Origin of the sequence: Streptomyces sp. WM6378, assembly GCF_001279695.1 — a bacterium.
GTDB lineage: Bacteria > Actinomycetota > Actinomycetes > Streptomycetales > Streptomycetaceae > Streptomyces.
Genome location: NZ_LGDD01000342.1, coordinates 1 through 26,150, shown reverse-complemented (window position 1 = coordinate 26,150; position 26,150 = coordinate 1). Strand labels below are relative to the sequence as shown.

General features: G+C 70.7%; 31 protein-coding genes and 1 tRNA gene. 12 read left to right on the top strand and 20 right to left on the bottom strand.

The window, feature by feature from the left end; all coding sequences use genetic code 11:
• Positions 1–169: 169 nt before the first annotated feature.
• Positions 170–4,015 carry a multifunctional oxoglutarate decarboxylase/oxoglutarate dehydrogenase thiamine pyrophosphate-binding subunit/dihydrolipoyllysine-residue succinyltransferase subunit gene (locus tag ADK54_RS39460; RefSeq protein WP_053730674.1) on the top strand — a complete coding sequence of 1,282 codons (3,846 nt, stop codon included), beginning with the start codon at positions 170–172 and terminating at the stop codon, positions 4,013–4,015.
• A gap of 114 nt (positions 4,016–4,129) precedes the next feature.
• Here the strand turns inward: ADK54_RS39460 and ADK54_RS39455 are convergent, their stop codons facing one another.
• The 3 genes from ADK54_RS39455 to ADK54_RS39445 all read right to left on the bottom strand — a co-directional run bounded on the left by ADK54_RS39455 (position 4,130) and on the right by ADK54_RS39445 (position 5,526).
• Positions 4,130–4,327, bottom strand: a complete 198-nt coding sequence (locus ADK54_RS39455; protein WP_053730673.1) for a DUF6191 domain-containing protein — start codon at positions 4,325–4,327, stop codon at positions 4,130–4,132.
• Positions 4,328–4,465: 138 nt separating this feature from the next.
• Positions 4,466–4,963: a hypothetical protein gene (locus ADK54_RS39450; protein WP_053730672.1), complete on the bottom strand. Its 498-nt coding sequence runs from the start codon at positions 4,961–4,963 to the stop codon at positions 4,466–4,468.
• A gap of 68 nt (positions 4,964–5,031) precedes the next feature.
• Positions 5,032–5,526 carry a hypothetical protein gene (locus ADK54_RS39445; protein ID WP_159048025.1) on the bottom strand — a complete coding sequence of 165 codons (495 nt, stop codon included), beginning with the start codon at positions 5,524–5,526 and terminating at the stop codon, positions 5,032–5,034.
• Positions 5,527–5,722: 196 nt separating this feature from the next.
• Between ADK54_RS39445 and ADK54_RS39440 the strand changes: the two genes are divergently transcribed.
• Positions 5,723–5,905: a DUF6104 family protein gene (locus tag ADK54_RS39440; protein WP_053730670.1), complete on the top strand. Its 183-nt coding sequence runs from the start codon at positions 5,723–5,725 to the stop codon at positions 5,903–5,905.
• Between the two features lie 81 nt (positions 5,906–5,986).
• On the opposite strand, the gene ADK54_RS39435 is transcribed toward ADK54_RS39440, so the two are convergent.
• Entirely contained in the window at positions 5,987–6,805 is an 819-nt protein-coding gene (locus ADK54_RS39435; RefSeq protein ID WP_053730669.1) for a hypothetical protein, read from the bottom strand.
• A 260-nt stretch (positions 6,806–7,065) separates the two neighbouring features.
• On the opposite strand from ADK54_RS39435, the gene ADK54_RS39430 reads away from it, so the two are divergent.
• Entirely contained in the window at positions 7,066–8,013 is a 948-nt protein-coding gene (locus tag ADK54_RS39430; protein WP_053730668.1) for a DUF4097 family beta strand repeat-containing protein, read from the top strand.
• 1 nt (position 8,014) lies between these two features.
• Positions 8,015–9,070 carry a PadR family transcriptional regulator gene (locus ADK54_RS39425; RefSeq protein ID WP_053730667.1) on the top strand — a complete coding sequence of 352 codons (1,056 nt, stop codon included), beginning with the start codon at positions 8,015–8,017 and terminating at the stop codon, positions 9,068–9,070.
• Between the two features lie 361 nt (positions 9,071–9,431).
• On the opposite strand, the gene ADK54_RS39420 is transcribed toward ADK54_RS39425, so the two are convergent.
• From ADK54_RS39420 to ADK54_RS39405, 4 genes are all read right to left on the bottom strand, one after another.
• Positions 9,432–9,983 (bottom strand): Clp protease N-terminal domain-containing protein, encoded by a 552-nt coding sequence (locus ADK54_RS39420; protein ID WP_053730666.1) that lies wholly within the window; start codon positions 9,981–9,983, stop codon positions 9,432–9,434.
• On the bottom strand, positions 9,983–10,192 hold the full coding sequence (locus ADK54_RS39415; RefSeq protein ID WP_053730665.1) for a helix-turn-helix domain-containing protein: 210 nt from the start codon (positions 10,190–10,192) through the stop codon (positions 9,983–9,985). Before ADK54_RS39415 ends, ADK54_RS39420 begins: the two co-directional genes overlap by 1 nt.
• Positions 10,193–10,344: 152 nt before the next feature.
• Complete coding sequence (locus ADK54_RS39410) at positions 10,345–11,310, bottom strand: zinc-binding dehydrogenase (protein WP_053730664.1); 966 nt, start codon at positions 11,308–11,310, stop codon at positions 10,345–10,347.
• A 148-nt stretch (positions 11,311–11,458) separates the two neighbouring features.
• A complete protein-coding gene (locus ADK54_RS39405; protein ID WP_053730663.1) occupies positions 11,459–12,667 on the bottom strand; it encodes an NAD(P)-dependent malic enzyme in 1,209 nt (402 codons plus the stop codon).
• A gap of 618 nt (positions 12,668–13,285) precedes the next feature.
• Between ADK54_RS39405 and ADK54_RS39400 the strand changes: the two genes are divergently transcribed.
• The 3 genes from ADK54_RS39400 to ADK54_RS39390 are packed head-to-tail and all read left to right on the top strand — an operon-like array spanning position 13,286 to position 15,977.
• Positions 13,286–14,242, top strand: a complete 957-nt coding sequence (locus ADK54_RS39400; RefSeq protein WP_053730662.1) for an ABC transporter substrate-binding protein — start codon at positions 13,286–13,288, stop codon at positions 14,240–14,242.
• A 27-nt stretch (positions 14,243–14,269) separates the two neighbouring features.
• Complete coding sequence (locus ADK54_RS39395) at positions 14,270–15,205, top strand: amino acid ABC transporter permease (protein ID WP_053730661.1); 936 nt, start codon at positions 14,270–14,272, stop codon at positions 15,203–15,205.
• A gap of 4 nt (positions 15,206–15,209) precedes the next feature.
• Positions 15,210–15,977, top strand: coding sequence for an amino acid ABC transporter ATP-binding protein (locus ADK54_RS39390; protein ID WP_053730660.1), 768 nt, complete (start codon positions 15,210–15,212; stop codon positions 15,975–15,977).
• 66 nt (positions 15,978–16,043) lie between these two features.
• Here the strand turns inward: ADK54_RS39390 and ADK54_RS39385 are convergent, their stop codons facing one another.
• Positions 16,044–16,733 carry a class I SAM-dependent methyltransferase gene (locus ADK54_RS39385; protein ID WP_078966993.1) on the bottom strand — a complete coding sequence of 230 codons (690 nt, stop codon included), beginning with the start codon at positions 16,731–16,733 and terminating at the stop codon, positions 16,044–16,046.
• Positions 16,734–16,918: 185 nt separating this feature from the next.
• Between ADK54_RS39385 and ADK54_RS39380 the strand changes: the two genes are divergently transcribed.
• Positions 16,919–17,533, top strand: coding sequence for a CGNR zinc finger domain-containing protein (locus ADK54_RS39380; protein ID WP_053730658.1), 615 nt, complete (start codon positions 16,919–16,921; stop codon positions 17,531–17,533).
• On the opposite strand, the gene sodX is transcribed toward ADK54_RS39380, so the two are convergent.
• Complete coding sequence (sodX, locus tag ADK54_RS39375; protein ID WP_053730657.1) at positions 17,452–17,877, bottom strand: nickel-type superoxide dismutase maturation protease; 426 nt, start codon at positions 17,875–17,877, stop codon at positions 17,452–17,454. The two genes, ADK54_RS39380 and sodX, sit on opposite strands and share 82 nt — an antisense overlap.
• Before the next feature lie 175 nt (positions 17,878–18,052).
• Between sodX and sodN the strand changes: the two genes are divergently transcribed.
• A complete protein-coding gene (sodN, locus tag ADK54_RS39370) occupies positions 18,053–18,448 on the top strand; it encodes a superoxide dismutase, Ni (RefSeq protein ID WP_053730656.1) in 396 nt (131 codons plus the stop codon).
• A 122-nt stretch (positions 18,449–18,570) separates the two neighbouring features.
• On the opposite strand, the gene ADK54_RS39365 is transcribed toward sodN, so the two are convergent.
• Together ADK54_RS39365 and ADK54_RS39360 are read right to left on the bottom strand one after the other, a co-directional pair.
• Positions 18,571–18,645 (bottom strand) — tRNA-Asp (locus ADK54_RS39365).
• Between the two features lie 64 nt (positions 18,646–18,709).
• Positions 18,710–19,237 carry an adenylate kinase gene (locus ADK54_RS39360; RefSeq protein WP_053730655.1) on the bottom strand — a complete coding sequence of 176 codons (528 nt, stop codon included), beginning with the start codon at positions 19,235–19,237 and terminating at the stop codon, positions 18,710–18,712.
• A gap of 79 nt (positions 19,238–19,316) precedes the next feature.
• Here ADK54_RS39360 and cpt point away from each other — a divergent pair, with 79 nt between their 5' ends.
• From cpt to ADK54_RS39345, 3 genes are read left to right on the top strand one after another with little or no spacing between them, the layout of a single operon-like run.
• Positions 19,317–19,862: a chloramphenicol phosphotransferase CPT gene (gene cpt / locus ADK54_RS39355; RefSeq protein ID WP_078966992.1), complete on the top strand. Its 546-nt coding sequence runs from the start codon at positions 19,317–19,319 to the stop codon at positions 19,860–19,862.
• Between the two features lie 33 nt (positions 19,863–19,895).
• Complete coding sequence (locus ADK54_RS39350) at positions 19,896–20,288, top strand: nuclear transport factor 2 family protein (RefSeq protein ID WP_053730653.1); 393 nt, start codon at positions 19,896–19,898, stop codon at positions 20,286–20,288.
• Positions 20,289–20,298: 10 nt separating this feature from the next.
• A complete protein-coding gene (locus ADK54_RS39345; RefSeq protein WP_234392398.1) occupies positions 20,299–20,709 on the top strand; it encodes a glyoxalase/bleomycin resistance/extradiol dioxygenase family protein in 411 nt (136 codons plus the stop codon).
• 9 nt (positions 20,710–20,718) lie between these two features.
• Here the strand turns inward: ADK54_RS39345 and ADK54_RS39340 are convergent, their stop codons facing one another.
• The 8 genes from ADK54_RS39340 to ADK54_RS48020 all read right to left on the bottom strand — a co-directional run.
• The gene (locus ADK54_RS39340) at positions 20,719–21,075 is read right to left on the bottom strand and encodes a GntR family transcriptional regulator (RefSeq protein ID WP_053730652.1); all 357 of its coding nucleotides are present in this window, start codon (positions 21,073–21,075) and stop codon (positions 20,719–20,721) included.
• Between the two features lie 40 nt (positions 21,076–21,115).
• Positions 21,116–22,084, bottom strand: a complete 969-nt coding sequence (locus ADK54_RS39335; protein WP_053730651.1) for a hypothetical protein — start codon at positions 22,082–22,084, stop codon at positions 21,116–21,118.
• A 185-nt stretch (positions 22,085–22,269) separates the two neighbouring features.
• Positions 22,270–22,716, bottom strand: a complete 447-nt coding sequence (locus ADK54_RS39330) for a DUF6304 family protein (protein ID WP_053730650.1) — start codon at positions 22,714–22,716, stop codon at positions 22,270–22,272.
• Positions 22,717–22,773: 57 nt separating this feature from the next.
• On the bottom strand, positions 22,774–22,974 hold the full coding sequence (locus ADK54_RS39325; protein ID WP_053730649.1) for a hypothetical protein: 201 nt from the start codon (positions 22,972–22,974) through the stop codon (positions 22,774–22,776).
• A gap of 9 nt (positions 22,975–22,983) precedes the next feature.
• On the bottom strand, positions 22,984–23,583 hold the full coding sequence (locus ADK54_RS39320) for a GNAT family N-acetyltransferase (protein WP_053730648.1): 600 nt from the start codon (positions 23,581–23,583) through the stop codon (positions 22,984–22,986).
• A gap of 29 nt (positions 23,584–23,612) precedes the next feature.
• A complete protein-coding gene (locus tag ADK54_RS39315; protein ID WP_053730647.1) occupies positions 23,613–24,836 on the bottom strand; it encodes an MFS transporter in 1,224 nt (407 codons plus the stop codon).
• A gap of 92 nt (positions 24,837–24,928) precedes the next feature.
• Positions 24,929–25,960, bottom strand: a complete 1,032-nt coding sequence (locus tag ADK54_RS39310) for a family 2 encapsulin nanocompartment cargo protein polyprenyl transferase (protein WP_053730646.1) — start codon at positions 25,958–25,960, stop codon at positions 24,929–24,931.
• Between the two features lie 77 nt (positions 25,961–26,037).
• Positions 26,038–26,150: hypothetical protein (locus ADK54_RS48020; RefSeq protein WP_234392400.1), on the bottom strand; the 113-nt coding region annotated here is incomplete at its 5' end.

The following is a 26,150-nucleotide window of genomic DNA, read 5'->3' as shown; positions in this document are numbered from 1 at the left end:
CACAGCAGCGGAACCTCGCTTGTTTCCCGCCATTTCAGGGCCCGAAACCCGGGTTCCGGTGTGACTTACACGACTGTGGCATGCCCGGCCTGCACGTCCAGGCCAGGGAGGCGTAGCCTTTATTTCCGCTGTCCATCACCTTGTGAAGCGGAAGAGGGCGGTTACCGCCGTGTCGTCTCAGTCCCCCAGTAATTCGAGCGTCTCGACCGACCAAGACGGGCAGGGCAAGAACCCTGCGGCCGGCTTTGGTGCCAATGAGTGGCTTGTCGACGAGATCTATCAGCAGTACCTCCAGGACCCCAATTCGGTCGACCGTGCCTGGTGGGACTTCTTCGCCGACTACAAGCCGGGTGCCACCGGCACGGCGGACAAGCCTTCCGGTGCAAGCACCGGCTCCACCGGGGCGGCTGGCGCCGCGCTCGTCCCTGGTGCTCCCACCGCAGCCGCGGGGGCTGCGGCAGCCGCGCCTGCCGCAGCCGCTCCGGCCGCACCCGCGGCTCCGGCCCAGGCCCCCGCGGCACCGGCCACCCCGGCACCGGCCAAGGCCGTCCCAGCGGCCGCCGCCCCGGCACCGGCGAAGCCCGCGGCCGCCGCCGCGCCCGCCAAGCCCGCGGCCAAGGCGGCCGAGGCCACCGAGGCCCCGGCCGGTCCCGAGTACGTGACGCTGCGCGGCCCCGCCGCCGCGGTCGCCAAGAACATGAACGCCTCCATCGAGGTCCCCACGGCCACGTCCGTGCGCGCGGTCCCGGTGAAGCTGCTGTTCGACAACCGCATCGTCATCAACAACCACCTCAAGCGCGCCCGGGGCGGGAAGATCTCCTTCACGCACCTCATCGGGTACGCGATGGTGCAGGCCATCAAGGCCATGCCGTCGATGAACCACTCCTTCGTCGAGAAGGACGGCAAGCCGACCCTGGTCAAGCCGGAGCACATCAACTTCGGCCTGGCCATCGACCTGGTGAAGCCCAACGGCGACCGCCAGCTCGTCGTCGCCGGCATCAAGAAGGCCGAGACGCTCGACTTCTTCGAGTTCTGGCAGGCGTACGAGGACATCGTCCGCCGGGCCCGGAACAACAAGCTGACGATGGACGACTTCACGGGCGTCACCGTCTCGCTGACCAACCCCGGCGGCCTGGGCACCGTGCACTCCGTGCCGCGTCTGATGCCCGGTCAGTCGGTCATCATGGGCGTCGGCTCGATGGACTACCCGGCCGAGTTCCAGGGCACCTCTCAGGACACCCTGAACAAGCTGGGCATCTCGAAGGTGATGACCCTCACCTCGACGTACGACCACCGGGTCATCCAGGGCGCCGCGTCCGGTGAGTTCCTGCGCATCGTCGCCAACCTGCTGCTCGGCGACAGCGAGTTCTACGACGACATCTTCGAGGCGCTGCGCATCCCCTACGAGCCGGTCCGCTGGCTCAAGGACATCGACGCCTCGCACGACGACGACGTCACGAAGGCCGCCCGCGTCTTCGAGCTGATCCACTCCTACCGGGTCCGCGGCCACGTCATGGCCGACACCGACCCGCTGGAGTACCGCCAGCGCAAGCACCCCGACCTGGACATCACCGAGCACGGCCTCACCCTGTGGGACCTGGAGCGGGAGTTCGCGGTCGGCGGCTTCGCCGGCAAGTCCCTGATGAAGCTGCGCGACGTCCTCGGCGTCCTGCGCGACTCGTACTGCCGCACCACCGGCATCGAGTTCATGCACATCCAGGACCCCAAGCAGCGCAAGTGGATCCAGGACCGCGTCGAGCGCTCGCACTCCAAGCCGGAGCGCGAGGAGCAGCTGCGCATCCTGCGCCGCCTGAACGCGGCCGAGGCGTTCGAGACGTTCCTGCAGACCAAGTACGTCGGCCAGAAGCGCTTCTCGCTCGAAGGCGGCGAGTCGGTCATCCCGCTGCTCGACGCCGTCATCGACAGCGCCGCCGAGTCGCGCCTGGACGAGGTCGTCATCGGCATGGCCCACCGCGGCCGCCTGAACGTGCTCGCCAACATCGTCGGCAAGTCGTACGCGCAGATCTTCCGCGAGTTCGAGGGCAACCTCGACCCGAAGTCGATGCACGGCTCCGGCGACGTGAAGTACCACCTGGGCGCCTCGGGCACCTTCACCGGTCTGGACGGCGAGCAGATCAAGGTCTCGCTCGTCGCGAACCCCTCGCACCTGGAGGCGGTCGACCCGGTCCTGGAGGGTGTCGCCCGCGCCAAGCAGGACGTCATCAACAAGGGCGGCACGGACTTCACGGTCCTGCCGGTCGCCCTGCACGGTGACGCGGCCTTCGCCGGCCAGGGTGTCGTCGCCGAGACCCTGAACATGTCGCAGCTGCGCGGCTACCGCACCGGCGGCACGGTCCACATCGTCATCAACAACCAGGTCGGCTTCACCGCCGCCCCGGAGTCGTCGCGCTCGTCCATGTACGCCACTGACGTGGCCCGCATGATCGAGGCGCCGATCATCCACGTGAACGGCGACGACCCGGAGGCCGTGGTCCGCGTCGCGCGGCTCGCCTTCGAGTTCCGCCAGACGTTCAACAAGGACGTCGTGATCGACCTCATCTGCTACCGCCGCCGCGGTCACAACGAGGGCGACAACCCGCAGTTCACCAACCCGCAGATGTACAACCTGATCGACAAGAAGCGCTCGGTGCGCAAGCTCTACACCGAGTCGCTCATCGGTCGCGGCGACATCACCCTGGAAGAGGCCGAGCAGGCCCTGCAGGACTTCCAGGGCCAGCTGGAGAAGGTCTTCGCGGAGGTCCGCGAGGCCACCACCTCGGCGTCCGGCGAGGTCCACTCGACCGACCCGCAGGCCCAGTTCCCGGTCGCGGTCACCACGGCGGTCTCCCAGGAGATCGTCAAGCGCATCGCCGAGTCGCAGGTGAACATCCCGGAGCGGATCACCGTCCACCCGCGTCTGATGCCGCAGATGCAGCGCCGCGCCGCCTCGGTCGAGGACGGCACGATCGACTGGGGCATGGGCGAGACCCTGGCCATCGGCTCGCTCCTCATGGAGGGCGTCCCGGTCCGTCTTTCCGGCCAGGACACCCGCCGCGGCACCTTCGGCCAGCGCCACGCGGTCCTGGTCGACCAGGTCACGGGCGAGGACTACACGCCGCTGATGTACCTCTCCGAGGACCAGGCGCGCTACAACGTCTACGACTCGCTGCTCTCCGAGTACGCGGCGATGGGCTTCGAGTACGGCTACTCGCTGGCCCGTCCCGAGTCCCTGGTGATGTGGGAGGCGCAGTTCGGCGACTTCGTCAACGGCGCCCAGACGGTCGTGGACGAGTTCATCTCCTCGGCCGAGCAGAAGTGGGGCCAGACCTCCGGCGTCACGCTGCTGCTGCCGCACGGCTACGAGGGCCAGGGCCCGGACCACTCGTCCGCCCGCCCGGAGCGCTTCCTCCAGATGTGCGCGCAGAACAACATGACGGTCGCGATGCCGACGCTGCCGTCGAACTACTTCCACCTGCTGCGCTGGCAGGTCCACAACCCGCACCACAAGCCGCTGATCGTCTTCACCCCGAAGTCGATGCTGCGTCTGAAGGCGGCGGCGTCGAAGGCCGAGGAGTTCACCAACGGCGGCTTCCGCCCGGTGATCGGCGACGAGCACGTGGACGCTAGCGCGGTCCGCAAGGTCGTCTTCTGCGCGGGCAAGGTCTACTACGACCTGGCCGCCGAGCGCGAGAAGCGCGGCGCCACGGACACGGCGATCATCCGCATCGAGCGCCTGTACCCGCTCCCGGGTGCCGAGCTCCAGGCGGAGATCGCCAAGTTCCCGAACGCCGAGAAGTACCTGTGGGCCCAGGAGGAGCCGGCGAACCAGGGTGCCTGGCCGTTCATCGCGCTCAACCTGATCGACCACCTGGACCTGGCCGTCGGCGCGGACGTGCCGCACGGCGAGCGCCTGCGCCGCATCTCGCGGCCGCACGGCTCGTCCCCGGCGGTGGGCTCGAAGAAGCGCCACGAGCAGGAGCAGGAGCAGCTGGTGAACGAGGTCTTCGAGGCCTAGGCCTTCGAGGGGGCCGGGGCTTTCGAGGCCCGGCCCGCACCTCCTGTCGTACGCATGCGAAGGGCCCGGCATCCCGCGTTGGTGGGGATGCCGGGCCCTTCGGCGCAACCGCTCTCAGCGCTCTGCTTCGTCCTCGTGGTCGGCGCCCCCGGGCGGGGGCACGCGTATGACCACGCTGCCGCTGGCCAGGTCTATCGGACCGCGCCCGGGGTCGGAGTCGCCGACCTCGTCGAGCGTGATCTCCAGCCGCCGGCGCTCCTCTTCCGTGTGCCGTCGCCCGGGCGCGAACAGCTCGTCGAGCCCACCGAACATCCGAAGCCACCTCCGTCAGCCGTCCCGTACTCACACAACGCTGTGCGGCGCCTGTCAGATCCCGATCATGGCTGCCGATCCGCCGGCGAGCCCCGCGGGACGCTCGGGAGCGGCGCCGGCCTTCGGCTAAGGGGCGGCTCACATGGTCGGCACGGTGAGTTCGGACGCCAACTCGGGGTGCTGGCGCCGCAGTTCGCCGACGAGCCGCTGAAGCGGGGAATCGGCGCTCACGTTGGCGACGGTGGCCCGGATCGGCAGCATGACGTCGTCCCCGGACCGCAGGGTCAGCCGCACGCCCCGCATTTCCATCTCCTTCCGCGTCCCGAAGGTCCGCACGGTCGTCCGTTCCCTGACCACGGCCGCCGCGACCACGTCCTCCACAGCCACCGTTCCGGACGGCGGCAGCCCGTTCTTCACGCCGGCCCGCGGCGTCTTCCACGAGATGGCTCGGGCATCGATCCGCACCCACACCTGGAGGGGCAGAGCGAGGAGCCGGACGATCATGATCAGCGCGGCGGCCCCGATCACCGTCTGGAGGACGACGGACGAAAGACTTATGGCGATGGCGAACAGGCCGCCACCCAGGAAAAGGGACGCTCTGACCGCTTGGCGCGTCGTGAATATCTGGACCTTCATGACCAACCCCGGAACATCAGAAGAAAGCCGCCCGCGAGAATACGGACGGCGCAGCGGCTGGACCCCTGCTAGACGGCGGTGCTCAGCCCCTGCGCGAACTCCGGCCGCCGGCGGCGCAGTTCATCGAGGAGCTGCGAGAACGGCGACCCGGCGACGAGATGCGCGGCCAGTCCCCGGATCGGCAGCACGACGTGCGCGCCGCTCTTCAACTCCAGCCGGACCGCCCGCATTTCCACCTGGCGCCGGTTCCACAGCACCCGCGAGGTGGGGTGCTGCACTATCACGGCCGCGGATACGACAGCGGCCAGGTCCACCGCCCCGGACGGCGAAACCTCCTGCGCGAGCAGCGACTTGTGGGTCCGCCATGACAGCGAGCCACCGTCGAAGCGCACCCACGCCTTCGAGGGCAGCGACAGACAGCGCTGCACCACGAAGACCGCGGCGACCCCGAGGATCGCGTACATCACATAGGAGCCGACCGGTCCGGCTTCCTCGGCTTTCGCGGACTCGTGAGCGGCGGCCCAGCCGAGAAGTGCGACGGCCCCGGTGCTGATCAGCACCATGTGCCGCATTTTGACAAGCTGGATCTTCACCGAATCCCCCACCCTGGAACACAAAACGATCGGAAGCTACCACCAACGTCCCGATGATCGGCTCATGGGGATTCAAAGCGGTCGCAAAGGGCGGGAGCAGGAGTGACCCCCGACGGCCGCCGGATACGCTGAAGGGCGAACATCCGGTACGTCCCAGGAGCATGTTGTGTACTTCACCGACCGCGGCATCGAGGAGCTGGAGAAGCGGCGCGGCGAGGAGGAGGTCACCTTCGAGTGGCTCGCCGAGCAGTTGCGTACCTTCGTCGACCTGAACCCGGACTTCGAGGTTCCGGTCGAGCGGCTCGCCACGTGGCTGGCGCGGCTGGACGACGAGGACGAGGAAGAGTGAGCCGTCGAGGACGAGCGGGCGGCCGAGGCCGGGTGCGCTGAGAACGGCGGCCGGAGTGCGGCGCGGGACGCGTAATACGCGTCAGTCGCCGGGCCGGGCGCGCATCCGGTCGTACGCGAGGCTCAGTACCCCGTGGGCGACCAGGATCGCGCCCGCCGTCGTCCAGCCGCCGCTGCGGCGCCGCAGGCCCCAGGCCGCGAGCGGGAGGCCAGCGGCGAGTTGGGCGGCGCCCAGGAGGCGGGCCTTGGGGCCGCGGACCCAGGGGCCGAGCGGGCTGTCCTCGACCGCGTCGAGTTCGGCGCGTACCGCGTCCCGCCAGCCGGACCACTCGATCGTCTCGGCGCCCTGCGCGGCGGCCACCGAACGCAGCCGGTCGGTCGGCTCGCCCGGGGTGAGTCCGGCGGGCAGGGCGACGCCCGTGCGGGCCAGGATCGCGATCAGGCCGAGGAGCCGGGCCCGGGCGTCGGCTGCCGAATCGGGCCGGGTCAGAGCGTCGAGCGCCTCCACGTCGAATACGGGGTCGAGGCCCAGCCGGGCCGCGAACGTCCGCATCGCCTCGCCCTCGCCGGCCGGGGTGCCGTCGGCGAGCCAGACGTAGCCGACCGTGCGACGGAAGCCCGAGGCCAGGGTGTAGCCCGCCCGGGAGTCGTCCCACCACAGCGCGATCGCGGGCCAGCCCGCCCCGACCGTGAGCGCCCCCGCCCAGCCCGCGAGCACCTGGTCGACGGGATCGGCGCCGGTCAGCCAGGGTTTGGCCGCGGGGACCAGCACGCTCCAGCCGTCGCCCGCGGGAGCAAGGAGCATGTGCTCGCGCAGCAGATGGGCGACCGGGCGGACCGCCGGGGGTTCGGCGCGACAGAGGAGCAGCGCTCCGGGGGCGGCGGGAGGGGCGACGGACATGATCCATACGCTAGGGCATGTATCACCCGATTTCGCCCTATTGATATGCACATGAGCCTGTATCGGATCGCTCGGACCGCCCCTTGACTTTCCCCAACCGCGATATATCGTGTCTAGCGAGAGACGCGATATGTTGCGTCTTGTAGTACGTACGCCTCGCGGTACGCACTCCTCACAGCAGCCTCGCGCAGCATCACGCGCACCACGCACTCGCGGTACCCACCCGCGGAACGCACTCGTATCGCCCAGGAGGTCAGCACATGTCCGAGTCCACGTGGACCGTCCCAGACTCGCGGAAGCTCACCTTCGACGAGGTCGACGAGCCGGTGACGAAGCTGCACGTGCGCATCGTCAACGGAACGGTGAACGTCGTGGGCACCGAGGAAAGTTCCGCCCGCCTTGAGATCTCGTCGGTCGAAGGGCCACCGCTGATCGTGACGCGGAGCGGGTCCACGCTCACCGTCGCCTACGAGGACCTGCCCTGGCGCGGCTTCCTCAAGTGGCTCGACCCCAAGGGCTGGAACCGCAGCGCGGTGGTCTCGCTCGTGGTGCCGGCCGACGCGGACGTCGAGGTCGGCACGGTCGGCGCGGGCGCCGTGGTCTCCGGGATACGGGGGCGCACGGAGGTGCGCGGCGTCAGCGGCGACACCACGCTGGTCAAGCTCGCGGGCCCGGTCCGGGCCGAGAGCGTGACCGGCAATCTGGAGGCTCAGGCCGTCACCGGCGAGCTGCGCTTCAAGTCGGTCTCCGGCGATCTGACGGTCGTCGAAGGCGCCGGGGGCCGGGTGGCGGCGGAGTCGGTGAGCGGCGACATGGTGCTCGACCTCGACCCGGGTGCGAAGGCCACCGACATCCGGCTGACCACGGTGTCCGGCGAGGTCGCCATCCGGCTGCCGCACCCGGCCGACGCCCACGTCGAGGCCAACACCGCGAGCGGGGTCGTCTCCAGCGCGTTCGAGGACCTGCGGGTCAGCGGGCAGTGGGGCACGAAGAAGATCACCGGCACGCTGGGGGCGGGCAACGGCACGCTCAAGGCGACGACGGTCTCCGGCTCGATCGCGCTCCTGCGCAGGCCGGCGGACGAGGAACCGCCGTTCGAGGACGCGGAGCCCGGGGCCGCGGGACCTGCCGCCCCGGGGCCCGAGGACGCGTCCTTCCCCGCCGACGACCAGTCCGGCTCGGCCGGCTCGACCAAGAAGGTGCTCTGACATGCCCCCCGTCTTCGCCCACGGCCGCCTCCGCCTCTACCTCCTCAAGCTGCTCGACGAGGCGCCGCGCCACGGGTACGAGGTGATCCGGCTGCTTGAGGAGCGTTTCCAGGGGCTGTACGCGCCCAGCGCCGGCACCGTCTACCCGCGGCTCGCCAAGCTGGAGGCCGAGGGGCTCGTCACGCACACCACCGAGGGCGGCCGCAAGGTCTACTCGATCACCGACGCGGGCCGCGCGGAGTTGGCGGGCCGGGGCGGTGAACTGGCCGATCTGGAGCTGGAGATCCGCGAGTCCGTCTCCGAACTCGCCGCCGAGATCCGCGACGACGTACGCGGTGCGGCGGGCAGCCTCCGCGACGACATGCGCCGCGCGGCCCGCGAAGCACGTACGGGGCAGGCGTCGGCGGGCGGCGGCCGGGGCGCCCGGAAGGGGTTTCCCGAGGCCTCCGACTTCTTCGACAGCGCGTGGGGCGACGGCGAGGCCTGGCAGCAGGCGAAGGCGGAGTTCAAGCGCGCGAAGCAGGAGTGGAAGGAGCAGGCGCGCCGGGCGAAGGACGAGTCCCGGCGGGCCCGCGACGAGGCGCAGCAGGCCCGCCGCCAGGCGAAGGAGGCCCAGGACAACGCGCGCGAGGAGATGCAGCGGGTCGCCCGGGACGTCCAGCGCCAGGTGCAGGAGCACTTCGCACGGGGCGACTGGCCGACGGGTGTGCGCGAGGGGCTCGCGGAGATCACCAAGGAACTGGGCCGGTTCGGGCTCGGCCAGCCGCCGGCGTCGTCGCCGGAGGCGGACGTCACGGTCGAGCGGGTGGACCTCGGCAAGCCGGATGCCGAGGCCCGGCCCGGGCCGGATTCCGCGGATGAGCCGGAGTGGGCGCGGGAGGAGCCGTCCGACAACCCGGCACGCGACCTCGACCGGCTCCTCGACCGCTTCCGGGACGACATCAGGGACGCGGCCCGGGACCACGGGGTGACGCAGTCCCAACTGACCGAGGCCCGCCGCCACTTGGCCTCGGCGGCGGCCCACATCGGAGCGGCCCTGCGCCCGCATCGGCACTAGCGGGGCGGTGCGGGCGGGCGCCCCCAGACCGCCTGGGGCTCCGCCCCAGACCCCCGTTCGCGCCTAAAGGGCGCTCGTCCTCAAACGCCGGACAGGCTGAGGATGCCGGTGCCGACCAGCATTAACCAACCCTGCTAGGGGCGCGGGGAACTGCGCGACCAGCCCCCACCGGCTCGCAGTGAAGTATCGGCCCGGGGGGTCTGGGGCACAGCCCCGGAAAACGGACCTCCCCCTCCCTCCCCACCCCCGGCGGGTTTAGGGAAGGGGCGGGGAGGGGCCATCGGGGTCTGGGGCGGAGCCCCAGGGGGCCCGGGCCATCCGACCCCGCGCAACGGCCGGGCGGGTGGGCAAACCCCGCCCCCTAACCCTCCGCCCCGAACAACACCCTCTCCACACCCCCGTACGTCCCCCCGAACTCCGCGAGGACCTCCCCCGCCAACCCCGGCATCGCGGTGAGCGCCAGGAGCAGATGCTCGTCGCCGATGTATTTCTGCTTGCGGGCCAGCGCCATCCTGAGGGACTTCTCCAGCACCTTCTTGGAGCCCTTCGTGAAGGACGGCCGTCCCGAGGGCCATGCCCGGCCCGGCTCCGCGCCGGACAGCGCGCCCGGCCCGTGGGTCTCTTCCACCCGGGCCACGATCTCCTCGACGGAGATGCCCAGCCCGGCCAGCGCGTCCTCGTCCGCCTTGGACATGCCGCCCCGGCGCCGCGCGGCGGCCAGCGCCTCGGCGACTTCCGCGCGCCGGTCGGTGACGCCGAGGGAGGTGAGCACGAAGGCCGCCTTGGTGCCCTCGCGGTCGAGGAGGGCGAGCAGCAGGTGTTCCTCGGTCACCACCGGGGACCCGGCACGTGAGGCGTGCTCGACCGCGCCCGTCACCACCCCACGGGCGTTCGTCGTGAATCGCTCGAACATCAATTCCTCCCGTGCTTCTTGTGGACGGCCTGCCGGCTGACCCCCAGCTCGGCGGCGATCTCCTGCCATGACCAGCCCTGGTTGCGGGCGCTTCGTACCTGTACGGATTCGAGCTGTTCCAGGAGCCGGCGCAGCGCGGCGACGGCTCGCAGTCCGACCCTCGGGTCGCGGTCGCCGGCTCGTGCGGCGAGATCGGTGGCCTCGGTCATACCTGTCAACTTACATTGACACCCATGACCCGTCAACCCTGGTTGACATCACGTCCGCGCAGAAGCACGCCCACGCGAAAGGCCGCGGCCCCCGCGCACTCGTACACGCGGAACCGCGGCCATCAGCCCCCACCGACACTCTTACCCACACCTCACCCGACGGTGAGGACCACCTTCCCGAACAGGTCCCCCGATGCCACCTTCTCGAAGCCCTCACGCGCCCGGTCCAGCGGGAGCACCTCGTCGATGACGGGGCGTACGCCCGTCGCCGAGCAGAACGCGAGCAGGTCCTCCAGCTCGTCCTTCGTGCCCATCGTGGAGCCGACGACCTTGAGCTCCAGGAAGAAAATGCGGGTCAGTTCGGCGTGTGCGGGGCGGTCGCCGCTGGTGGCACCCGAGATGACCAGAGTTCCGCCGGGACGCAGCGACTTGACCGAGTGGGACCAGGTCGCGGCCCCCACCGTCTCGATCACCGCGTCGACCCGCTGCGGCAGCCGCGCACCGGGCTCGTACGCCTCGACCGCGCCCAGTTCCACGGCCCGCCTGCGCTTGGCCTCGTCGCGGCTGGTGGCGAAGACCCGCAGGCCGGCCGCCTTGCCGAGCACGATCGCGGCGGTGGCGACGCCGCCCCCCGCACCCTGCACCAGGACCGAATCCCCGGGCCGCACCCCGGCGTTGGTGAAGAGCATCCGGTACGCCGTCAGCCAGGCGGTCGGCATGCAGGCCGCCTCCGCGAAGCTCAGCTCCTTCGGCTTCGGCAGGACGTTCCAGGTGGGGACGGCGACCCGCTCGGCGAAGGTGCCCTGGTACTTCTCGGTGAGGATCGAGCGGCCCTCGGCGGGGCCGACGCCGTGTCCTGTCTGGCCGATCACCGAGTGCAGGACGACCTCGTTGCCGTCCTGGTCGACCCCGGCCGCGTCGCAGCCGAGGATCATCGGAAGCTTGTCCTCGGTGAGTCCGACCCCGCGCAGCGACCAGATGTCGTGGTGGTTGAGGGAGGCGGCCCGCACGTCGACGAGCGTCCAGCCGGGGCGTAGCTCGGGGGCCGGCCGCTCCCCCAACTCAAGGCCGCTGAGCGGCTGGTCACGGTCGATGCGGGCGGCGTAGGCGGCGAACATGGCCCTGACCCTAGAGCGCGCGGCCCGGCCGCCGGAACCTCCCACGGCTGTGACACCCCGCACGCCGGGAAGAGCCACGAAAGAGCCGTGCCGGGCTCCCCCGAAGGAAAGCCCGGCACGGCTTGGTACGAACAGCTCCCGGAACGTACTACCGGCGCGCCACGCCCTCGGCGCGTGCGGCCGCCGCGACCGCCGCCGTGACGGCAGGGGCGACCCGCTCGTCGAACGGGGACGGGATGACGTAGTCCGCGGCGAGCTGGTCACCCACGACGTCGGCCAGCGCGTTCGCCGCGGCGATCTTCATGCCCTCGGTGATCCGGGAGGCCCGGACCTGGAGGGCGCCCGCGAAGATGCCGGGGAAGGCGAGCACGTTGTTGATCTGGTTCGGGTAGTCCGAGCGGCCGGTGGCCACGACGGACGCGTACTTGTGCGCGATGTCGGGGTGCACCTCGGGGTTCGGGTTGGCCATCGCGAAGACGAAGGCACCCGGCGCCATGGAGGCGACCGCGGGCTCGGGGACCGTACCGCCGGAGACGCCGATGAAGACGTCGGCGCCCGCGAGCGCGGTCTCCAGGGAGCCGGTCAGGCCCGCCTTGTTGGTGAGCTCGGCGAGCTCGCGCTTGACGTCCGTCAGGTCCGTCCGGTCCGTGCTGACGATGCCCTTGCGGTCCGCGACCGCCACATCGCCGAGGCCCGCTTCGAGCAGGAACTTGGCGATGGCGACACCGGCCGCACCGGCCCCGGAGATCACCGCACGCAGGTCGCCGAGGGTGCGTCCGGTGAGCTTCGCGGCGTTGCGCAGGGCGGCCAGGGTGACCACGGCCGTGCCGTGCTGGTCGTCGTGGAAGACCGGGATGTCCAGGGCCTCCTGGAGCCGGCGCTCGATCTCGAAGCAGCGGGGGGCGGAGATGTCCTCCAGGTTCACCCCACCGAAGGACGGGGCGAGCCGGACCACGGTCTCGATGATCTCGTCCGTGTCGGTGGTCGCGAGCGCGATCGGAACCGCGTCGACGCCGCCGAACTGCTTGAAGAGGATCGCCTTGCCCTCCATCACGGGAAGGGACGCCTCCGGGCCGATGTCACCGAGCCCGAGCACTGCCGTACCGTCCGTCACGACGGCGACCACCTGAGACTTCCAGGTGTAGTCGTGGACCAGCTCCGGGTTCTCCGCGATCGCGCTGCACACCTTGGCGACGCCCGGCGTGTACGCGAGGGACAGGTCGTCCTTGTCGCGGATCGGCACGGTGGCCTGGACGGCCATCTTGCCGCCCCGGTGGAGCGCGAAGGCCGGGTCGAAGGGCTCGTCAGAACCCTCCGTGCTGCTGTCGCTGCGAGGATTGACGATCTCCGCTGCCATTGTGTTTTACCCCTTAAGTCTTCATCAGTTGAGGGTGGCCACTCCTTGTTGAGGAGGGGTGGGCGGACCCGCGTACGTTCCCCGCTGAGGGCGGTTGGCCCGCCCCGCGGGGTGGAGGTACGTACGCGCGGGCGCGCCGCACACGCGCCCTGAGCCCCGGATGAGGGGTGTAAGGATCCTTCTTACCGGACATTGACGTCCGCCGACGAGTCCATATTGGCCCAGCGCCGACGCCCGGTCACAAGCGGTCTCCGTACCGTGACACGACTCTTGGTGTGATGTCACGACAAGTCTCATACGCGGCATGGAACATGTCCACAACGCGAGATGAACCGGAGATTCTCCGGTCCCCGCGGACACTTCCCGCACATGGTCCGGCCCGGTGGGCCTTGGGGTACCGGCTTGTTGGGGTTCGGGGGGTGACCCGTTATCCGATTTTGACATCTCTGCGACCCTGATTTCCGGGGTCCGAATGGCAAGATGCGACTTCACACGCGGTTCACACCGCGGTCGCGACACCCGAGGATGCGTGCACGACCACCGCCCAGGACCTGTGCGTCGTCGTTTCGTACGCACTCCATGGCCACTCCACTCAACATCTGCCGGAGGAACCCGACCATGACCGCAAGCACCACCCGCCGTACGACCGCCGCCAAGTCCCGGATTGCCGCGGTCGGCGCGATCGCGGTCGCGGGCGCCCTGCTGGTCACCGGCTGCGGTGACCAGACGAAGAAGGGCTCGGCCCCCGACTCCTCGGGCTCCAGCTCCGCCCCGCTCTTCTCCAAGCTGCCCGCGAACATCCAGAAGGCCGGCGTCATCAAGATCGGTACGGACGCCACGTACGCGCCCATGGAGTTCAAGCAGGGCGAGACCATCGTCGGCATCGACCCCGACATCGCCGCCGCCCTCGGCAAGCAGCTCGGCGTGAAGTTCGAGTTCACCAGCGGCACCTTCGACACCCTCCTCGGCGCGCTGCCGACCGGCCGCTACGACGCGGTCATGTCCTCGGTGAGCGACACCAAGGCCCGCCAGCAGGGCCTCGACAAGGACGGCAAGAAGACCGGTACGGGCGTCGACTTCGTCGACTACTACACCGCGAGCACCGGCATCCTGGTCAAGAAGGGCAACCCGGAGGGCATCAAGTCCACCGACGACCTCTGCGGCAAGAAGATCGCCGTGCAGCGCGGCACCACCTATGAGCAGGCCGCCAAGGACCTCGCCGCCAAGTGCAAGACGGACGGCAAGGGCGAGCTGGCCTTCGAGCCCTACGCCACCGACGCCGAGGCGCAGACCCGCGTCAAGGCCGGCGGCGCGGTGGCCGACCTGAACGACTCCCCCGTCGCCGCGTACATCGCGAAGACCGCGGGCGGCGGCGCCGACTTCGAGGCGGTCGCCAACAAGTCGGACGCGGGCCCGTTCGGCATCGCGGTGGACAAGAAGAACACCCAGCTGCGCGACGCCCTCTCGGCCGCGCTGGACGCGATCATCGCGGACGGCACGTACAAGACGGCGATCGACAAGTGGGGCGGCGCGCAGGGCGCCGTCACCAAGGCAGCCATCAACGGCGGCTCCTGACCCGCGCACCACTGAAGGGCAGTCGCTGTGACTGACAAGCTCGACAAGACCCCCTCCGGTCCGGCGGACGCCGCCCCGGAGCAGGTCCCGCCGGACATCATCCGTGCCATCCCGGTGCGCCACTACGGCCGCTGGATCAGCGCCGTACTCGTCGTCGCCGTACTCGGCGCGCTCGGGTACGCGTTCGCCCAGGGCAATGTGCGCTGGGCCACCGTCACGGACAAGCTGTTCGACTCCAGCATCCTGACCGGCCTGTGGCACACCGTGCTCATCAGCGTCGTCTCCATGGCCGTGGGCCTCGCGCTCGGCGTGCTGTTCGCCGTGATGCGGCTCTCGAAGAACCCGGTGACCAGTTCGGTCGCCTGGCTGTACATCTGGTTCTTCCGCGGCACCCCGGTCTACGTACAGCTCCTGATCTGGTTCAACCTGGCGCTGATCTTCCCGATCCTGAACCTCGGGTTCTACAAGGACTACATGACCGCGGTCATGACTCCGTTCCTCGCCGCCCTGCTCGGCCTCGGCCTGAACGAGGGCGCGTACATGGCGGAGATCGTCCGGGCCGGCATCCAGTCGGTGGACGAGGGCCAGACCGAGGCCTCGCACGCGCTCGGCATGACCCAGATGCAGACCATGCGCCGCGTCGTGCTCCCCCAGTCGATGCGGGTGATCATCCCGCCGACGGGCAACGAGTTCATCAACATGCTCAAGACCTCGTCGCTTGTCGTCGCCGTCCAGTACCAGGACCTGCTGCGCAGTGCCCAGGACGTCGCCGCGACCTCGTTCGCGGTGATGGAGATGCTCTTCGTCGCCTCGATCTGGTACCTGGCTCTGACCAGCGTGTTCAGCGTCGGCCAGTACTACCTGGAGCGCCGTTTCGCACGCGGTTCGCTGCGCGCCCTGCCGCCCACGCCGCTGGAGCGCATCAAGTCGAACCTGCTCTCCCTCTCCAACTGGCGGCGGTGATCCCATGACTGCACAACCGATGGTCAAGGCGGAGGGCGTCCACAAGTCGTTCGGCCCCGCCCACATCCTCAAGGGCATCGACCTGGAGGTGGCCGAGGGCGAGGTGTTCTGCCTGATCGGCCCGTCCGGCTCCGGCAAGTCGACGTTCCTGCGGTGCATCAACCACCTGGAGCAGATCAACGCCGGACGCCTGTACGTCGACGGCGACCTGGTCGGCTACCGGCAGAAGGGCGACAAGCTCTACGAGCTGAAGGACAGCGAAGTCGCCCTGAAGCGCCGGGACATCGGCATGGTCTTCCAGCGCTTCAACCTGTTCCCGCACATGACGGCCGTGGAGAACGTCATGGAGGCGCCGGTCCAGGTCAAGCGGGAGTCGAAGGCGGTGGCCCGCGAGCGGGCCCTGAAGCTGCTCGACCGGGTCGGCCTCGCCGACAAGGCGGGCAACTACCCCTCGCAGCTCTCCGGCGGCCAGCAGCAGCGCGTGGCGATCGCCCGGGCGCTCGCGATGCAGCCGAAGCTGATGCTCTTCGACGAGCCGACCTCGGCGCTCGACCCCGAGCTGGTGGGCGACGTCCTGGACGTCATGCGCGGCCTCGCCGAGGACGGCATGACGATGATCGTGGTCACCCACGAGATGGGCTTCGCCCGTGAGGTCGGCGACTCGCTGGTCTTCATGGACGACGGCGTGGTGGTCGAAGCGGGCAATCCGCGCGACGTCCTGACGAACCCTCAGCACGACCGGACGAAGTCGTTCCTGTCGAAGGTGCTGTAAGCAGCCACGAGAGAAGGGGGGTTACCGGCCGCGGCCGGTAACCCCCCTTCTTCATGCGCCACTTGGCTACTTGAGGGCGAGCAGCAGCGTGTCCGAGGGCGAGGCCCATACCGGGCGGGCCTCGGCGAAGCCGGCCGCGCGCAGGGTTTCGGCGTGCCAGGCGGCCGAGGGCATGTCGCCGTCGGCGTGCTCGCCGTAGATCTCGTACCGCTTGGCGGTCGGCTCCGCGAGTACGGGGTCCTCGGCGGCCAGCGCCCACCAGTCGGCCCAGTCGACGGCGCCGGCGGCCTTGGCGCGGTCCATCTGGGCGTGCCGGTGGGCGCGTTCGGCGGCGTTGATGCGCGGGGTGGCGGGGTCGATCATGTGGTCGGCGTTCATGAACACACCGCCGTCCCGGACGAGCCCGGCGACCTTCCCGTAGAGCGCGGCGAGCGGCTCACTGTGCAGCCAGTGCAGGGCGGTGGCAGTGAGGACGGCATCGTAGGAGTCGTACGGAAGCGACCGAACCCACTCCGGGTCCTTGAGGTCGGCGGTCACGAAGGTGACGCGCGGGTCCCCGGCGAAGGTGCCCTCGGCGATGGCGAGGAGCGCGGGGTCGAGATCCACCCCCGTACTGACCGCGTCCGGGAACCTCTTGAGGAGCCGGTCCGTAATACTCCCCGTACCGCACGCGAGGTCGAGCACGCGCGGCGCGGGACCGACGCAGGCCTCGACCATGTCGAGCATGACCCGGAAGCGCTCCTCGCGGTCCGGCATGTACCACTCCTGCTGCCTGTCCCAGCTGTCCTGCCAGCCTCGCCAGTTGGTGCCCGTACCGGCCCCAGTGACAGTCTCCGACACCGCGATCCCTCCTACGAAGCCAGTCTGTAATACCCTCGAAGGGTACCCAGCCGTTACCTGTGAACACTCCAGACCATAGACCGCCGCCGTAAGGACTACAAGTGGAACTGGCCTATTACTCGGACTACGCCGTGCGCCTGGTCAACACCGAGGAGCCGGCCCGCAACAAGGACTCGCTGACCTCGGTCGACGCGGTGCGCGAACTGTTCGGCGGGAACAAGTCGGCGGCCCGCCGGGCGACGGACGCGGACGTGACGCGCTTCCGTTCGGTACGCGCCCGGCTGCGGGCGGTCTTCGAGGCGGCGGACGGGGGCGAGGAGGTCCAGGCGGTGGACCTGCTCAACTCGCTGCTCCTGGAGTTCCCCGTCAGCCCGCAGGTGTCGGGCCACGAGCACCGGGACGAGGACGACCGTCCGCTGTGGCACATGCACCTCGCCGACCACCCGTCGAACGCGACGGCGGGCTACGCGGCGATCGCCTCCATGGGCCTGGCCTTCCACCTCACGGAGTACGGGGTCGACCGGCTCGGCCTGTGCCAGGCGGCGCCGTGCCGCAACGCCTACCTGGACACCTCGACCAACCGCTCGCGCCGCTACTGCTCGGACCGCTGCGCGACCCGGGCGAACGTGGCCGCCTACCGGGCCCGCAAGCGCCTGGAGACCGAGCGGTCGGAGAGCACCGGCCTGACCGACGAGACGACCCAGGACGCCAAGTAGCCGACGGTGCGGCGGCGGCCGGCCGTCATGGGCCGGAACCGCCCGCGCACCCGGCCGAGCACGAGCTCCATGGGCACGGCGCCGAAGGCCCGGCTGTCCACGACCTCGTCGTCCGCGTTGTCCCCGAGCACCCACCAGCCGCTCTCGCGCAGCTCCATGAGCCGCTTGACGATGAGCAGATCCTGCTGCAGAGGGTGCCGCAGCACGGCCACGTCGCCGGCCCGCAACTCGGCCCCGTAATGCACGAGCAGCTGATCCCCGTGCAGCAGCGTGGGAACCATCGAGGTCCCCAGGACCTCGGCGATCCCCAACGGCACCCTCGGCTCCCGCCCCTCATCCGTCATACGTCACCCACCTCCCGGCCACCGGCACCCCGCCACCACTCCCACGGTACGTTCCGCCACGAGTCCCATGGTGACCCTGGACTTTTGACCTAAGCCCACGGGGGCACCCGCGAAATCGCGTCTCTCACCGAGTAATGTCCCACCTGAGAAGACGATCACGAGGAAGGACAGCTCAATGCTTTCCCGCCTGTTTGCCCCCAAGGTGAAGGTCAGCGCGCACTGCGACCTGCCCTGCGGTGTGTACGACCCGGCCCAGGCCCGCATCGAGGCGGAGTCGGTCAAGGCCGTACAGGAGAAGTTCCAGGCCAACGAGGACGCGCACTTCCGTGCCCGTGCCGTGGTCATCAAGGAACAGCGCGCGGAGCTCGCCAAGCACCACGTTTCGGTGCTGTGGAGCGACTACTTCAAGCCGCCGCACTTCGAGAAGTACCCGGAGCTGCACCAGCTGGTCAACGACACCCTGAAGGCCCTCTCGGCCGCCAAGGCGTCGACCGACCCGGCGACCGGCCAGAAGGCGCTCGACCTCATCGCCGAGATCGACCGCATTTTCTGGGAGACGAAGAAGGCCTGACTCAGGCCGAGTTCGCGGCCCCGCGCGCGTTCGACGAACGCGCGGGAGGCAGTGAGTTCAGAAGGGGCCCGACCGGTTCACCGGCCGGGCCTTTTCGCTGCCTCAGCCGTAGAAGGAAGAGGGGCGGGGCGGCCGGATTCGAACCGGCGTCCTCCTCCATGATGTGTAGGCGCACTACCTCTGTGCTACGACCCCGCCTTGATCAGCATCGTACGGGGTGCGGCGGTTGGCGGGCCGGCCCTTCGCGCGGAGGCTACCGGCTCACGACCCCGGCAGCGTTCGCAGCCAACCAGCGGCTGCGCGCGGGGCGGTGAATCGCAGGGTGCGCAGTGGCGCGAACCGCGCGTCTCCGGCCCGCGCTCCGATTTCCGCCCTGCGGGGTCCGTGCTGGGTCCAGGAGGTGCGGGCCGGGTGGTCCCGGGTGAACCAGTCCGTCAGGGTTTCCCTGTTGCCGTTGAAGAGTCGTTCTCGCAGTACCGTTCTGCGCAGTGAGCGGCGCAGCACTCGGGGCATCACTACGCGCCTCGGGTAGTCCAGCCACACCACCGTGTCGGCCCGCTCCCACAGCAGGTCGCGCACCTCGGGATAGCCGAATGAGTCGAAGATCCAGGTTGGGGAGGCGGCTATTTCCCTTATGCGGGAGGTGAATTGGGGGTTCTCTCTCCAGTTCGGGCCCGCGAAGTACAGCTCGTCCATTTCGTGGTACGGGATCTCCAGGCGCGTACTCACCGCGCGCGCCAGGGTGGACTTGCCGGAGCCCGTCGCCCCGGCCACCAGGATTCGCTGCATCCGCGCAGGCTAGGCGGAATTCGGTTGGCCGGGGAAGGGGCGGCCGCTTACGTTGACGCCCGTGATGGATCAAACAGGCATGCCTCGGTGTCAGGTGATCGTGCTCAACGGCGGGTCCAGTTCCGGCAAGTCCGGGATCGCCCGGTGTCTGCAGGCCGTGCTGCCCGGGGCCTGGCTGACGTTCGGGGTCGACTCCGTGGACGCGGCCATGCCCGCCTCGCTCCGCGACGGCGAGGGCGGGCTCGGCATCGGGGCCGACGGCACGGTGACGGTGGGGCCCGAGTACCGGCGGCTCTCGGACGCCTGGCGGCACGGGGTCGCCGCCATGGTGCGGGCCGGCGCCCGCGTCATTCTCGACGAGGTGTTCCTCGACGGCGCCGACGGGCAGAAGCGCTGGCTCCACGCCCTCGACGGGCTCGACGTGCTCTGGGTGGCGGTGCGCTGCGACCCCGACACCGCGGCCGGGCGCGAGACGGCCCGCGGCGACCGCGTCCCCGGCATGGCCCGCGGCCAGGCCGACTCCGTACACCGAGGGGTGCGGTACGACGTCGAGGTCGACTCGGCGAGGGCCGAGTCCATGGAGTGCGCTCTGCGGATCGCCGAGCAGCACGCCCTCCGCGGCTGAGCCGCTGACATCGCCTCGGGGATACTCGGCCCCATGGGCAGCCTCGATCTCGCCGCCGCCGCGCGGCGATTCGTCACCACGTGGGAAGCCGGCTGGGCCCGGCACGACGTCGACGCCATCCTGGAGCTGTACGCCGACGACGTCGTCCACACCTCCATGCCGTTCCGGCCGCCGCACCGGGGACGCGACGCGCTAGCCGACTATCTGCGCTGGTCTTTCGAGGGGGAACGGGTCCAGGAGGTGCGGTTCGGTGAACCGGTGGTCGGCCAGGACGGGCTCGCGGTCGCCGAGTTCCGGGTCCTCGCGTACGAGGGCGAGGCGCCGGTCACCCTCGCGGGCTGCGTGTTCGTGCGCTTCGGGACGGACGGGCTCGCGGTCGAGACGCGTGACTACTGGCACACCGCGGAAGGTCATCTTCCGGGTTAGGTTCGGGGGCATGGAACCTCTGGACCCTCCGTACCCCCGGCTTCTCGTCGAGCGTTACGAGCACTCGTTCCGCTTCTACGATGCCGTGCTGCCCGGACTCACCGGCTGCATCCTCGCCCGGGGCAACTCCGGGTCCGGCTATGCCAGTTGGGACGCCGCCGACGGCCGGACCGCGCTCGCCCTGTTCACCCGGTCCGCGATGGTCTCCGCGCTCGGTGAGGACCGGGTCCCGCGCGGAGGCGGGTCGCTGGTCATCCACCTGGCCTCGCCTGACGCCCTCGACTCCGCGGTCTCGCTCTGCGCGGAGGCGGGTGGCGTCATCGCGGCCCCGGCGCGCGACCTGCCCGAGTGGGGGCCGGGGCTCCGCGCCGCGCACGTCCTTGATCCGGACGGGAACCTGGTGGAGCTCCAGACGTACTGAGGGGCCGTCTCACGCCAACCCCTCCCTCACCAACTCCACGACCTCCTCCTCCGTGAGCCCCAACTCCCTTGCCTGGTCGACCAGTTCGCGCACCCTCAGCATCAGTGAGGCCCGGCCCCGCGCGGACGTGTCGTCCACGACCACCGCGCCCCGGCCCCGCCTGAGTTCGATCAGGCCCTCTTCCCGCAGGCGCTGGTAACCCCTCAGCACCGTATGGAGGTTGACGCCCAGGGAGTCCGCCAGGGAGCGGGCCGCCGGAAGGCGTTCGCCCGGGGTCACCTTGCCCTCGGCGATCGCCCGGCGCACCGATGCCGCGATCTGGTCGCCCAGCGGCTGCGGCGACGCGGGGTCCACCCGGAACAGCATCAGCGCCTCCCGGTCTCACGGTCGGCCGGATCGAACAGCATCAGCGCTTCGCCCCCTCGCGGTGGGCCAGCGTGTTGAGCAGGGCCGCGGCCGTCGCCGAGTCGTCCACCGTCACCGCGAACTCGCGGCCGCCCGCCCGCCGTACGACGAGCGCCTCGCCCGAGCGCAGCATCAGGCCCGTCTTGCCCGGCCGCATCCGGTAGCCCCAACCTCCGTACTCCGCCAGGATCTTGACCTCACGGCTGATCGCCCGGTCGACGTCGGACAGCGGCACCCGGATCCGCGGCCAGGGCAGTACGGTCGGCCGCGCGGTCAGGCCGTGCCGGTCGACCGTGACGTACGGGCAGGAGAAGGCGAGGCAGAGCAGGGCGCCGCCAAGGGCGACGATCGCGTGGCGCGTTCCGCCCGCGTACAGCAGGGCGATCGCCGTGACGATCAGCGCCACCCCCATCGCGAGCAGCACCCGCGAGGGCGCCCGGCGCATCCAGCCCGCCACTTCGCCCTCGGCGAGGTCGAGCCGCTCCGGCTCGCCGGGACCGGGGGACGGCACGGGGGCGGGCATCGGCACGGTCAGCAGGAGCAGCCAACCGATCCCCGCCGCGAGCACGCCGCAGCCCGCCCCGACGGCCAGCTGCCACGGCGGCATCCGCACCCGCGCCGGGTCGGCCGCGTCGGCGTTGGCGACCAGGACGGCGACCATCAGATAGCCGACGAGCCCGGCGACCGCGTACCCGGCCCCGACCGTCCACCGCAGCCCGCGCACGGCCGCGTCCCCGGTCCGCGCGACGACGGTCCACAGGGCGGCGAGCCCGATGTGCGTCACGAGGACGAAGACCAGGTACGAGGTATGGCTCTGCGTGTCGTCGGAGCTGCCGTTCGCGGTGAAGTGGCTGGCCAGCTGGTCGGGCAGCCTGGCGCGAAGGAGCGCGAACGCCGTCAGGTCGACGGCCATGGCGAGCAGGAACGGCAGTACGGCCAGGGCCACCAAGCGGTACCGGACACGATTCATCGAAGCCTCCTTGTTCGCATAGTAGTAGAACAATGCGAGCCAAGGAAGGGGATCGGGGGCCGGAGAGGCCCGGGGGAAGCCCCCTTCCGGAAGCCGCCCCGACGCAGAGCGGCCGCCCCGCACCACGGAGTCCCGAGGACTCCCCGATGCGCAGCGGCCGCGGGAGGAACAGCAGAGGAAGAGGATCAGATGGCGTCCAGGGCGGACGGTTCGAGGCTTGAGCCGGACGGGAGTTGGCGCCGGATGTCGTCGAGGACCGAGCCGAAGTCGAGCTCGGCCCGCCCGCTGGCGTACACCGCTCCCCCGAAGTGCAGGGCGACCCCGAGGTCGGGCTCCGGCGGTTTCAGGGAGAGCAGACAGCTGAGGGTGGCCTGCTGGACCGCGCCGTCGTCCGACGCGACGGGCACGGGCATGTCCCATTCGAGTACGAAGTCACGAAGGTTCCCGTCGTCGAGCGCGAAAGTGCCGCTCTCCGCCGGTATCCCCGGTACCGGGCCGAGCGAGTCAAAGCTCGCTCCGGCGAAATCGACCCCCCTGATCCGGGTCCGCAGTTGCGTCCCGTCAGTGGTGATCGTCAGCGCTTCGGATCCTAGGCGGTCCCGGTACCAACCCGCCCATGACTGTGGTGTCATGGGCGGAGATTAGCGGCGTACCCTGCTGTTCGTCACAGGGGGTGACCGAAATGCGCGTTACCGCTTCCTTGCGAACTTCGAGACGACCGCGCCATTGCCGAACGACCGGGACCCGGTCAACTCGATCTGGCGGGGGCCGAATTCACCCGACACGACCCGGATTCCGTCGACCGCGAGCACCGGGTAGGTCTTGACGGCCAACTCGTCGATCTCACCGTCTCCCGCATCGTCCCGGGCCGAGCCCCGCCAGGAGTGCAAACGAGACTCTCAGCCCTTCGGCTCGCGCCACATCGGGTGGACCAGCGGGCCGTCCGGCAGCCGCACCGGCTCGCCGAGCGGGGCGAAGCCGAGGCGCCGGTACAGGTGGGGGCTGCGTTCGCTGCTCGCCTCCAGATAGGCGGGCAGCCCCTCCCGGTCGCACCGCTCCAGTACGGAAGTGATCAGCTCGGCACCCAGGCCCTCGCCCTGCCGGTCCGGGGTCACCCCGATCATCCAGAGGTAGGCGTGGGCGCGGCCGTGCGGATGGATGCCTGCCATCAGGTGCGCGATCTGCTCGACCCGCTCGTTGTCGGGGTCGACGAAGGCCCGCAGCTGCGCGGGCCCTTCGTCGCCGTCCCCCGTCTCCCGCGGCTCGGCCGGGACGTCGATCCACAGCGCGACCGCCGAGCCGTCCTCGGTGATGTCCACATGGCCCTCGGCGAAGGAGAGCTGGAAGAACGCCTCCATCAGCCGGTGGTGCACCTCGCGCCGCCGCGCCTCGTCGGGCAGCACCCAACTGCTCACCGGGTCGTACATGAACGCCGCGTCGAGGACGCGTACCACCGCCGCCGCGTCGCTCTGCCCGGCCCGCCTGATCCGTACGCCCATGTCCACCGCTCCCACCCCGTCCGACCACCTCAACCGACCATCGCCATCCTAGAGTTGGACCGCTCCGCCCAGCGGACCGCGGGCCCGAGCGCGAGGCCGGCGCCGAGGAACAGGGCGCCGAGCAGCAGCCAGCCGGGCACGCCCCAATCGACGACGAGCGCGGTGAGCAGCAACGGGCCGAGCATCCTGGCCAGCGGCACGCCCATGCCGAAGAAGCCCTGGTACTGGCCCTGCTGGTCGGCCGGCGCGAGATCGAAGGCGATCTGCCAGGCGCCCGCGGACTGCATCATCTCCCCCGCCACCTGGAGCCCGCCCGCGACAAGCAGCACGACCGCGGACATCCAGGCGGACACCCCGGCGGCGCTGAGCGCGAACACCGCGCAGGAGGCGAGCATCAGCACCCCGCCGCGGGCCACGGTCCGCCGGGCGCCGGCCAGATCGCGGACGGCGGAGGCGGTACGGACCTGGAAGAGCATCACCGCGCCGGTGTTGAGCACGAGCAGCACGGACACCAGCCACCCCGGGGCGTCGGTGCGGGTGACGGTCCACAGCGGGATGGCGAGGCTGATCAGCGGCATCCGCAGCAGGAGCAGGGTGTTGAGGAGCGTGACCACGGCGTAGGGGCGGTCGCGCAGCACGGCGAACCGCGGGCCCGCGCCGGGCGCGACGGCCTTGGGCGGCACCTGGGGCAGCCGGAGCAGGGCGAGCGCGCAGAGCAGGAAGGCCGCCGCGTCCATGGCGAACACCGCGAGGTAGGCGGTGCGGGTGCCGTAATGCAGGGCGACCCCGCCGAACGCGGCTCCGACGGCGAGCCCGGCATTCAGCGTGGACTGGAGGTGCGCGAGGACATGGGTGCGGTCCCGGCGGGCGACGAGTGCGGCGAGGAGCGCCTGGCGGGCGGCGGAGAGCCCGGTCTGCGCGGTCGCGTAGCAGCAGGCGGCCAGGACGAAGGGGAGGAAGCCGCGAACGAACAGGAAGGCCGCGACCGAAGCCCCCGTGGTGGCGGCGAGCAGGACGGCGACGCCGCGCGGGCCGCGCCGGTCGGCGAACTGTCCGAGCGGCACCCCGGCGAGCGCGCCGACCGCCCAGGCGAGGGTCAGGCCCAGGCCTATGCGGGTGGCCGGGAGGCCGACCACGCGGCTGAAGTAGAGCGCCGAGGTGACCAGGAAGGCGCCGTCGCCCAGGGAGTTGACGAGCTGGGCGGCGGCGAGGCCGCGGGCGGGGCCGGCGGGCGGCAGGAGGCGGGTCGTCATGTGCTCATCAAATCAAGCTGAATGGCCCAGCGTCGGGGCCACTTGGCTCCTCATTTACTGGGCCACTCAGGGCAGCCGAACCGTCCGGCGATTCACCGGGTGCGGCGGGTCACGAATTCGGCCAGGGCGAGCAGTTCCCCCGCCGCGGTGAGGTCGGGGACGGCGCGCGAGAGGTGGTCGACCGCGCGGGCCATCCGGTCGGCGGCATGGATCTGGGCCCAGTCGCGGCCGCCGGCCAGGTCGACCGCCTCGGCGGCCCGGCGGACCGCGGACGGCTCCATCGGGGCCCGGTACAGCTCGGCGAGCTCGGCCGCCGCCGGGGTGCCCGAGCCGAGCGCGGCGACGACGGGCAGCGACTTCTTGTGCGCGGCGAGGTCGGCGCCGGCGGGTTTCCCGGTGCGTCCGGGGTCGCCCCAGATGCCGATCAGGTCGTCGATGAGCTGGAAGGCGAGCCCGGCCTCGCGGCCGAACGCGTCCATGGCGGCGACCTCCTCGTCGCCCGCGCCCGCGTACAGCGCGCCGAGTGCGCAGGCGCAGCCGAGCAGCGCCCCTGTCTTGGCCATCGCCATGGCGAGGCACTCGTCGAGCGAGACGTCCTGCGGACCCCGGTGCTCGAAGGCGCAGTCGGCCTGCTGGCCCGCGCAGAGTTCGATGACGCAGGCGGCGAGCCGGGCGGAGGCGGCCGAGGACGCGGGGTGGCCGTCGTCGGCGATCTGGCGCAGGGCGAGGGCGAGCAGCGCGTCGCCGACGACGATGGCGTCCGGGGTGCCGAAGACGGTCCAGGCGGTGGGGCGGTGGCGCCGGGTCGCGTCCTCGTCGATGACGTCGTCGTGGAGCAGCGTGAAGTTGTGGACGAGTTCGACGGCGGCGGCCGCTCGTACCGCTGTCTCGGGGCGGCCGCCGAGCGCCGTGGCGGCGGCGAGGACGAGGGCGGGGCGGATCGCCTTGCCCGCCTGTCCGCCGCCCGGGGTGCCGTCGGCGTGCTCCCAGCCGAAGTGGTACATCGCGACCCGCCGCACGGAGCCGGGCAACGACTCGACGGCTGAGCGCAGTTGGGGGTGGACGACGGTACGGGTCCGCTCAAGCAGCTCGACCGCCTCGCGGCCCTCCACGGCTTCCGGCATTGCCAACTAGGGTGACCTTTCTCGGAGTTGACGGCGGCGCCGGGCGCACCCGAAGGGGGCACGCCCGGACCGGAAGCTCACCGCCAGCGGCTGACTTCGACGTTTTCCAGGACGCCCAGCGCGTCGGGCACCAGGATCGCGGCCGAGTAGTACGCGGTGACCAGGTACGAGATGATCGCCTGCTCGTCGA

What these genes read in the sequence shown, in the direction of transcription:
- cpt (WP_078966992.1), top strand. Translation starts at nt 19,317, where the DNA reads ATGCCTCGGTGTCAGGTGATCGTGCTCAACGGCGGGTCCAGTTCCGGC.
- ADK54_RS39335 (WP_053730651.1), bottom strand. Translation starts at nt 22,084, where the DNA reads ATGAATCGTGTCCGGTACCGCTTGGTGGCCCTGGCCGTACTGCCGTTC.
- ADK54_RS39415 (WP_053730665.1), bottom strand. Translation starts at nt 10,192, where the DNA reads ATGACCGAGGCCACCGATCTCGCCGCACGAGCCGGCGACCGCGACCCG.
- ADK54_RS39405 (WP_053730663.1), bottom strand. Translation starts at nt 12,667, where the DNA reads ATGGCAGCGGAGATCGTCAATCCTCGCAGCGACAGCAGCACGGAGGGT.
- ADK54_RS39315 (WP_053730647.1), bottom strand. Translation starts at nt 24,836, where the DNA reads ATGACGACCCGCCTCCTGCCGCCCGCCGGCCCCGCCCGCGGCCTCGCC.
- ADK54_RS39390 (WP_053730660.1), top strand. Translation starts at nt 15,210, where the DNA reads ATGACTGCACAACCGATGGTCAAGGCGGAGGGCGTCCACAAGTCGTTC.
- ADK54_RS39340 (WP_053730652.1), bottom strand. Translation starts at nt 21,075, where the DNA reads ATGCTGTTCCGGGTGGACCCCGCGTCGCCGCAGCCGCTGGGCGACCAG.
- ADK54_RS39425 (WP_053730667.1), top strand. Translation starts at nt 8,015, where the DNA reads ATGCCCCCCGTCTTCGCCCACGGCCGCCTCCGCCTCTACCTCCTCAAG.
- ADK54_RS39360 (WP_053730655.1), bottom strand. Translation starts at nt 19,237, where the DNA reads ATGCAGCGAATCCTGGTGGCCGGGGCGACGGGCTCCGGCAAGTCCACC.
- ADK54_RS39435 (WP_053730669.1), bottom strand. Translation starts at nt 6,805, where the DNA reads ATGTCCGTCGCCCCTCCCGCCGCCCCCGGAGCGCTGCTCCTCTGTCGC.
- ADK54_RS39455 (WP_053730673.1), bottom strand. Translation starts at nt 4,327, where the DNA reads ATGTTCGGTGGGCTCGACGAGCTGTTCGCGCCCGGGCGACGGCACACG.
- ADK54_RS39310 (WP_053730646.1), bottom strand. Translation starts at nt 25,960, where the DNA reads ATGCCGGAAGCCGTGGAGGGCCGCGAGGCGGTCGAGCTGCTTGAGCGG.
- ADK54_RS39345 (WP_234392398.1), top strand. Translation starts at nt 20,299, where the DNA reads ATGGAACCTCTGGACCCTCCGTACCCCCGGCTTCTCGTCGAGCGTTAC.
- ADK54_RS39450 (WP_053730672.1), bottom strand. Translation starts at nt 4,963, where the DNA reads ATGAAGGTCCAGATATTCACGACGCGCCAAGCGGTCAGAGCGTCCCTT.
- sodN (WP_053730656.1), top strand. Translation starts at nt 18,053, where the DNA reads ATGCTTTCCCGCCTGTTTGCCCCCAAGGTGAAGGTCAGCGCGCACTGC.
- ADK54_RS39330 (WP_053730650.1), bottom strand. Translation starts at nt 22,716, where the DNA reads ATGACACCACAGTCATGGGCGGGTTGGTACCGGGACCGCCTAGGATCC.
- ADK54_RS39400 (WP_053730662.1), top strand. Translation starts at nt 13,286, where the DNA reads ATGACCGCAAGCACCACCCGCCGTACGACCGCCGCCAAGTCCCGGATT.
- ADK54_RS39410 (WP_053730664.1), bottom strand. Translation starts at nt 11,310, where the DNA reads ATGTTCGCCGCCTACGCCGCCCGCATCGACCGTGACCAGCCGCTCAGC.
- ADK54_RS39445 (WP_159048025.1), bottom strand. Translation starts at nt 5,526, where the DNA reads ATGGTGCTGATCAGCACCGGGGCCGTCGCACTTCTCGGCTGGGCCGCC.
- ADK54_RS39430 (WP_053730668.1), top strand. Translation starts at nt 7,066, where the DNA reads ATGTCCGAGTCCACGTGGACCGTCCCAGACTCGCGGAAGCTCACCTTC.
- sodX (WP_053730657.1), bottom strand. Translation starts at nt 17,877, where the DNA reads ATGACGGATGAGGGGCGGGAGCCGAGGGTGCCGTTGGGGATCGCCGAG.
- ADK54_RS39320 (WP_053730648.1), bottom strand. Translation starts at nt 23,583, where the DNA reads ATGGGCGTACGGATCAGGCGGGCCGGGCAGAGCGACGCGGCGGCGGTG.
- ADK54_RS39385 (WP_078966993.1), bottom strand. Translation starts at nt 16,733, where the DNA reads ATGCCGGACCGCGAGGAGCGCTTCCGGGTCATGCTCGACATGGTCGAG.
- ADK54_RS39420 (WP_053730666.1), bottom strand. Translation starts at nt 9,983, where the DNA reads ATGTTCGAGCGATTCACGACGAACGCCCGTGGGGTGGTGACGGGCGCG.
- ADK54_RS39350 (WP_053730653.1), top strand. Translation starts at nt 19,896, where the DNA reads ATGGGCAGCCTCGATCTCGCCGCCGCCGCGCGGCGATTCGTCACCACG.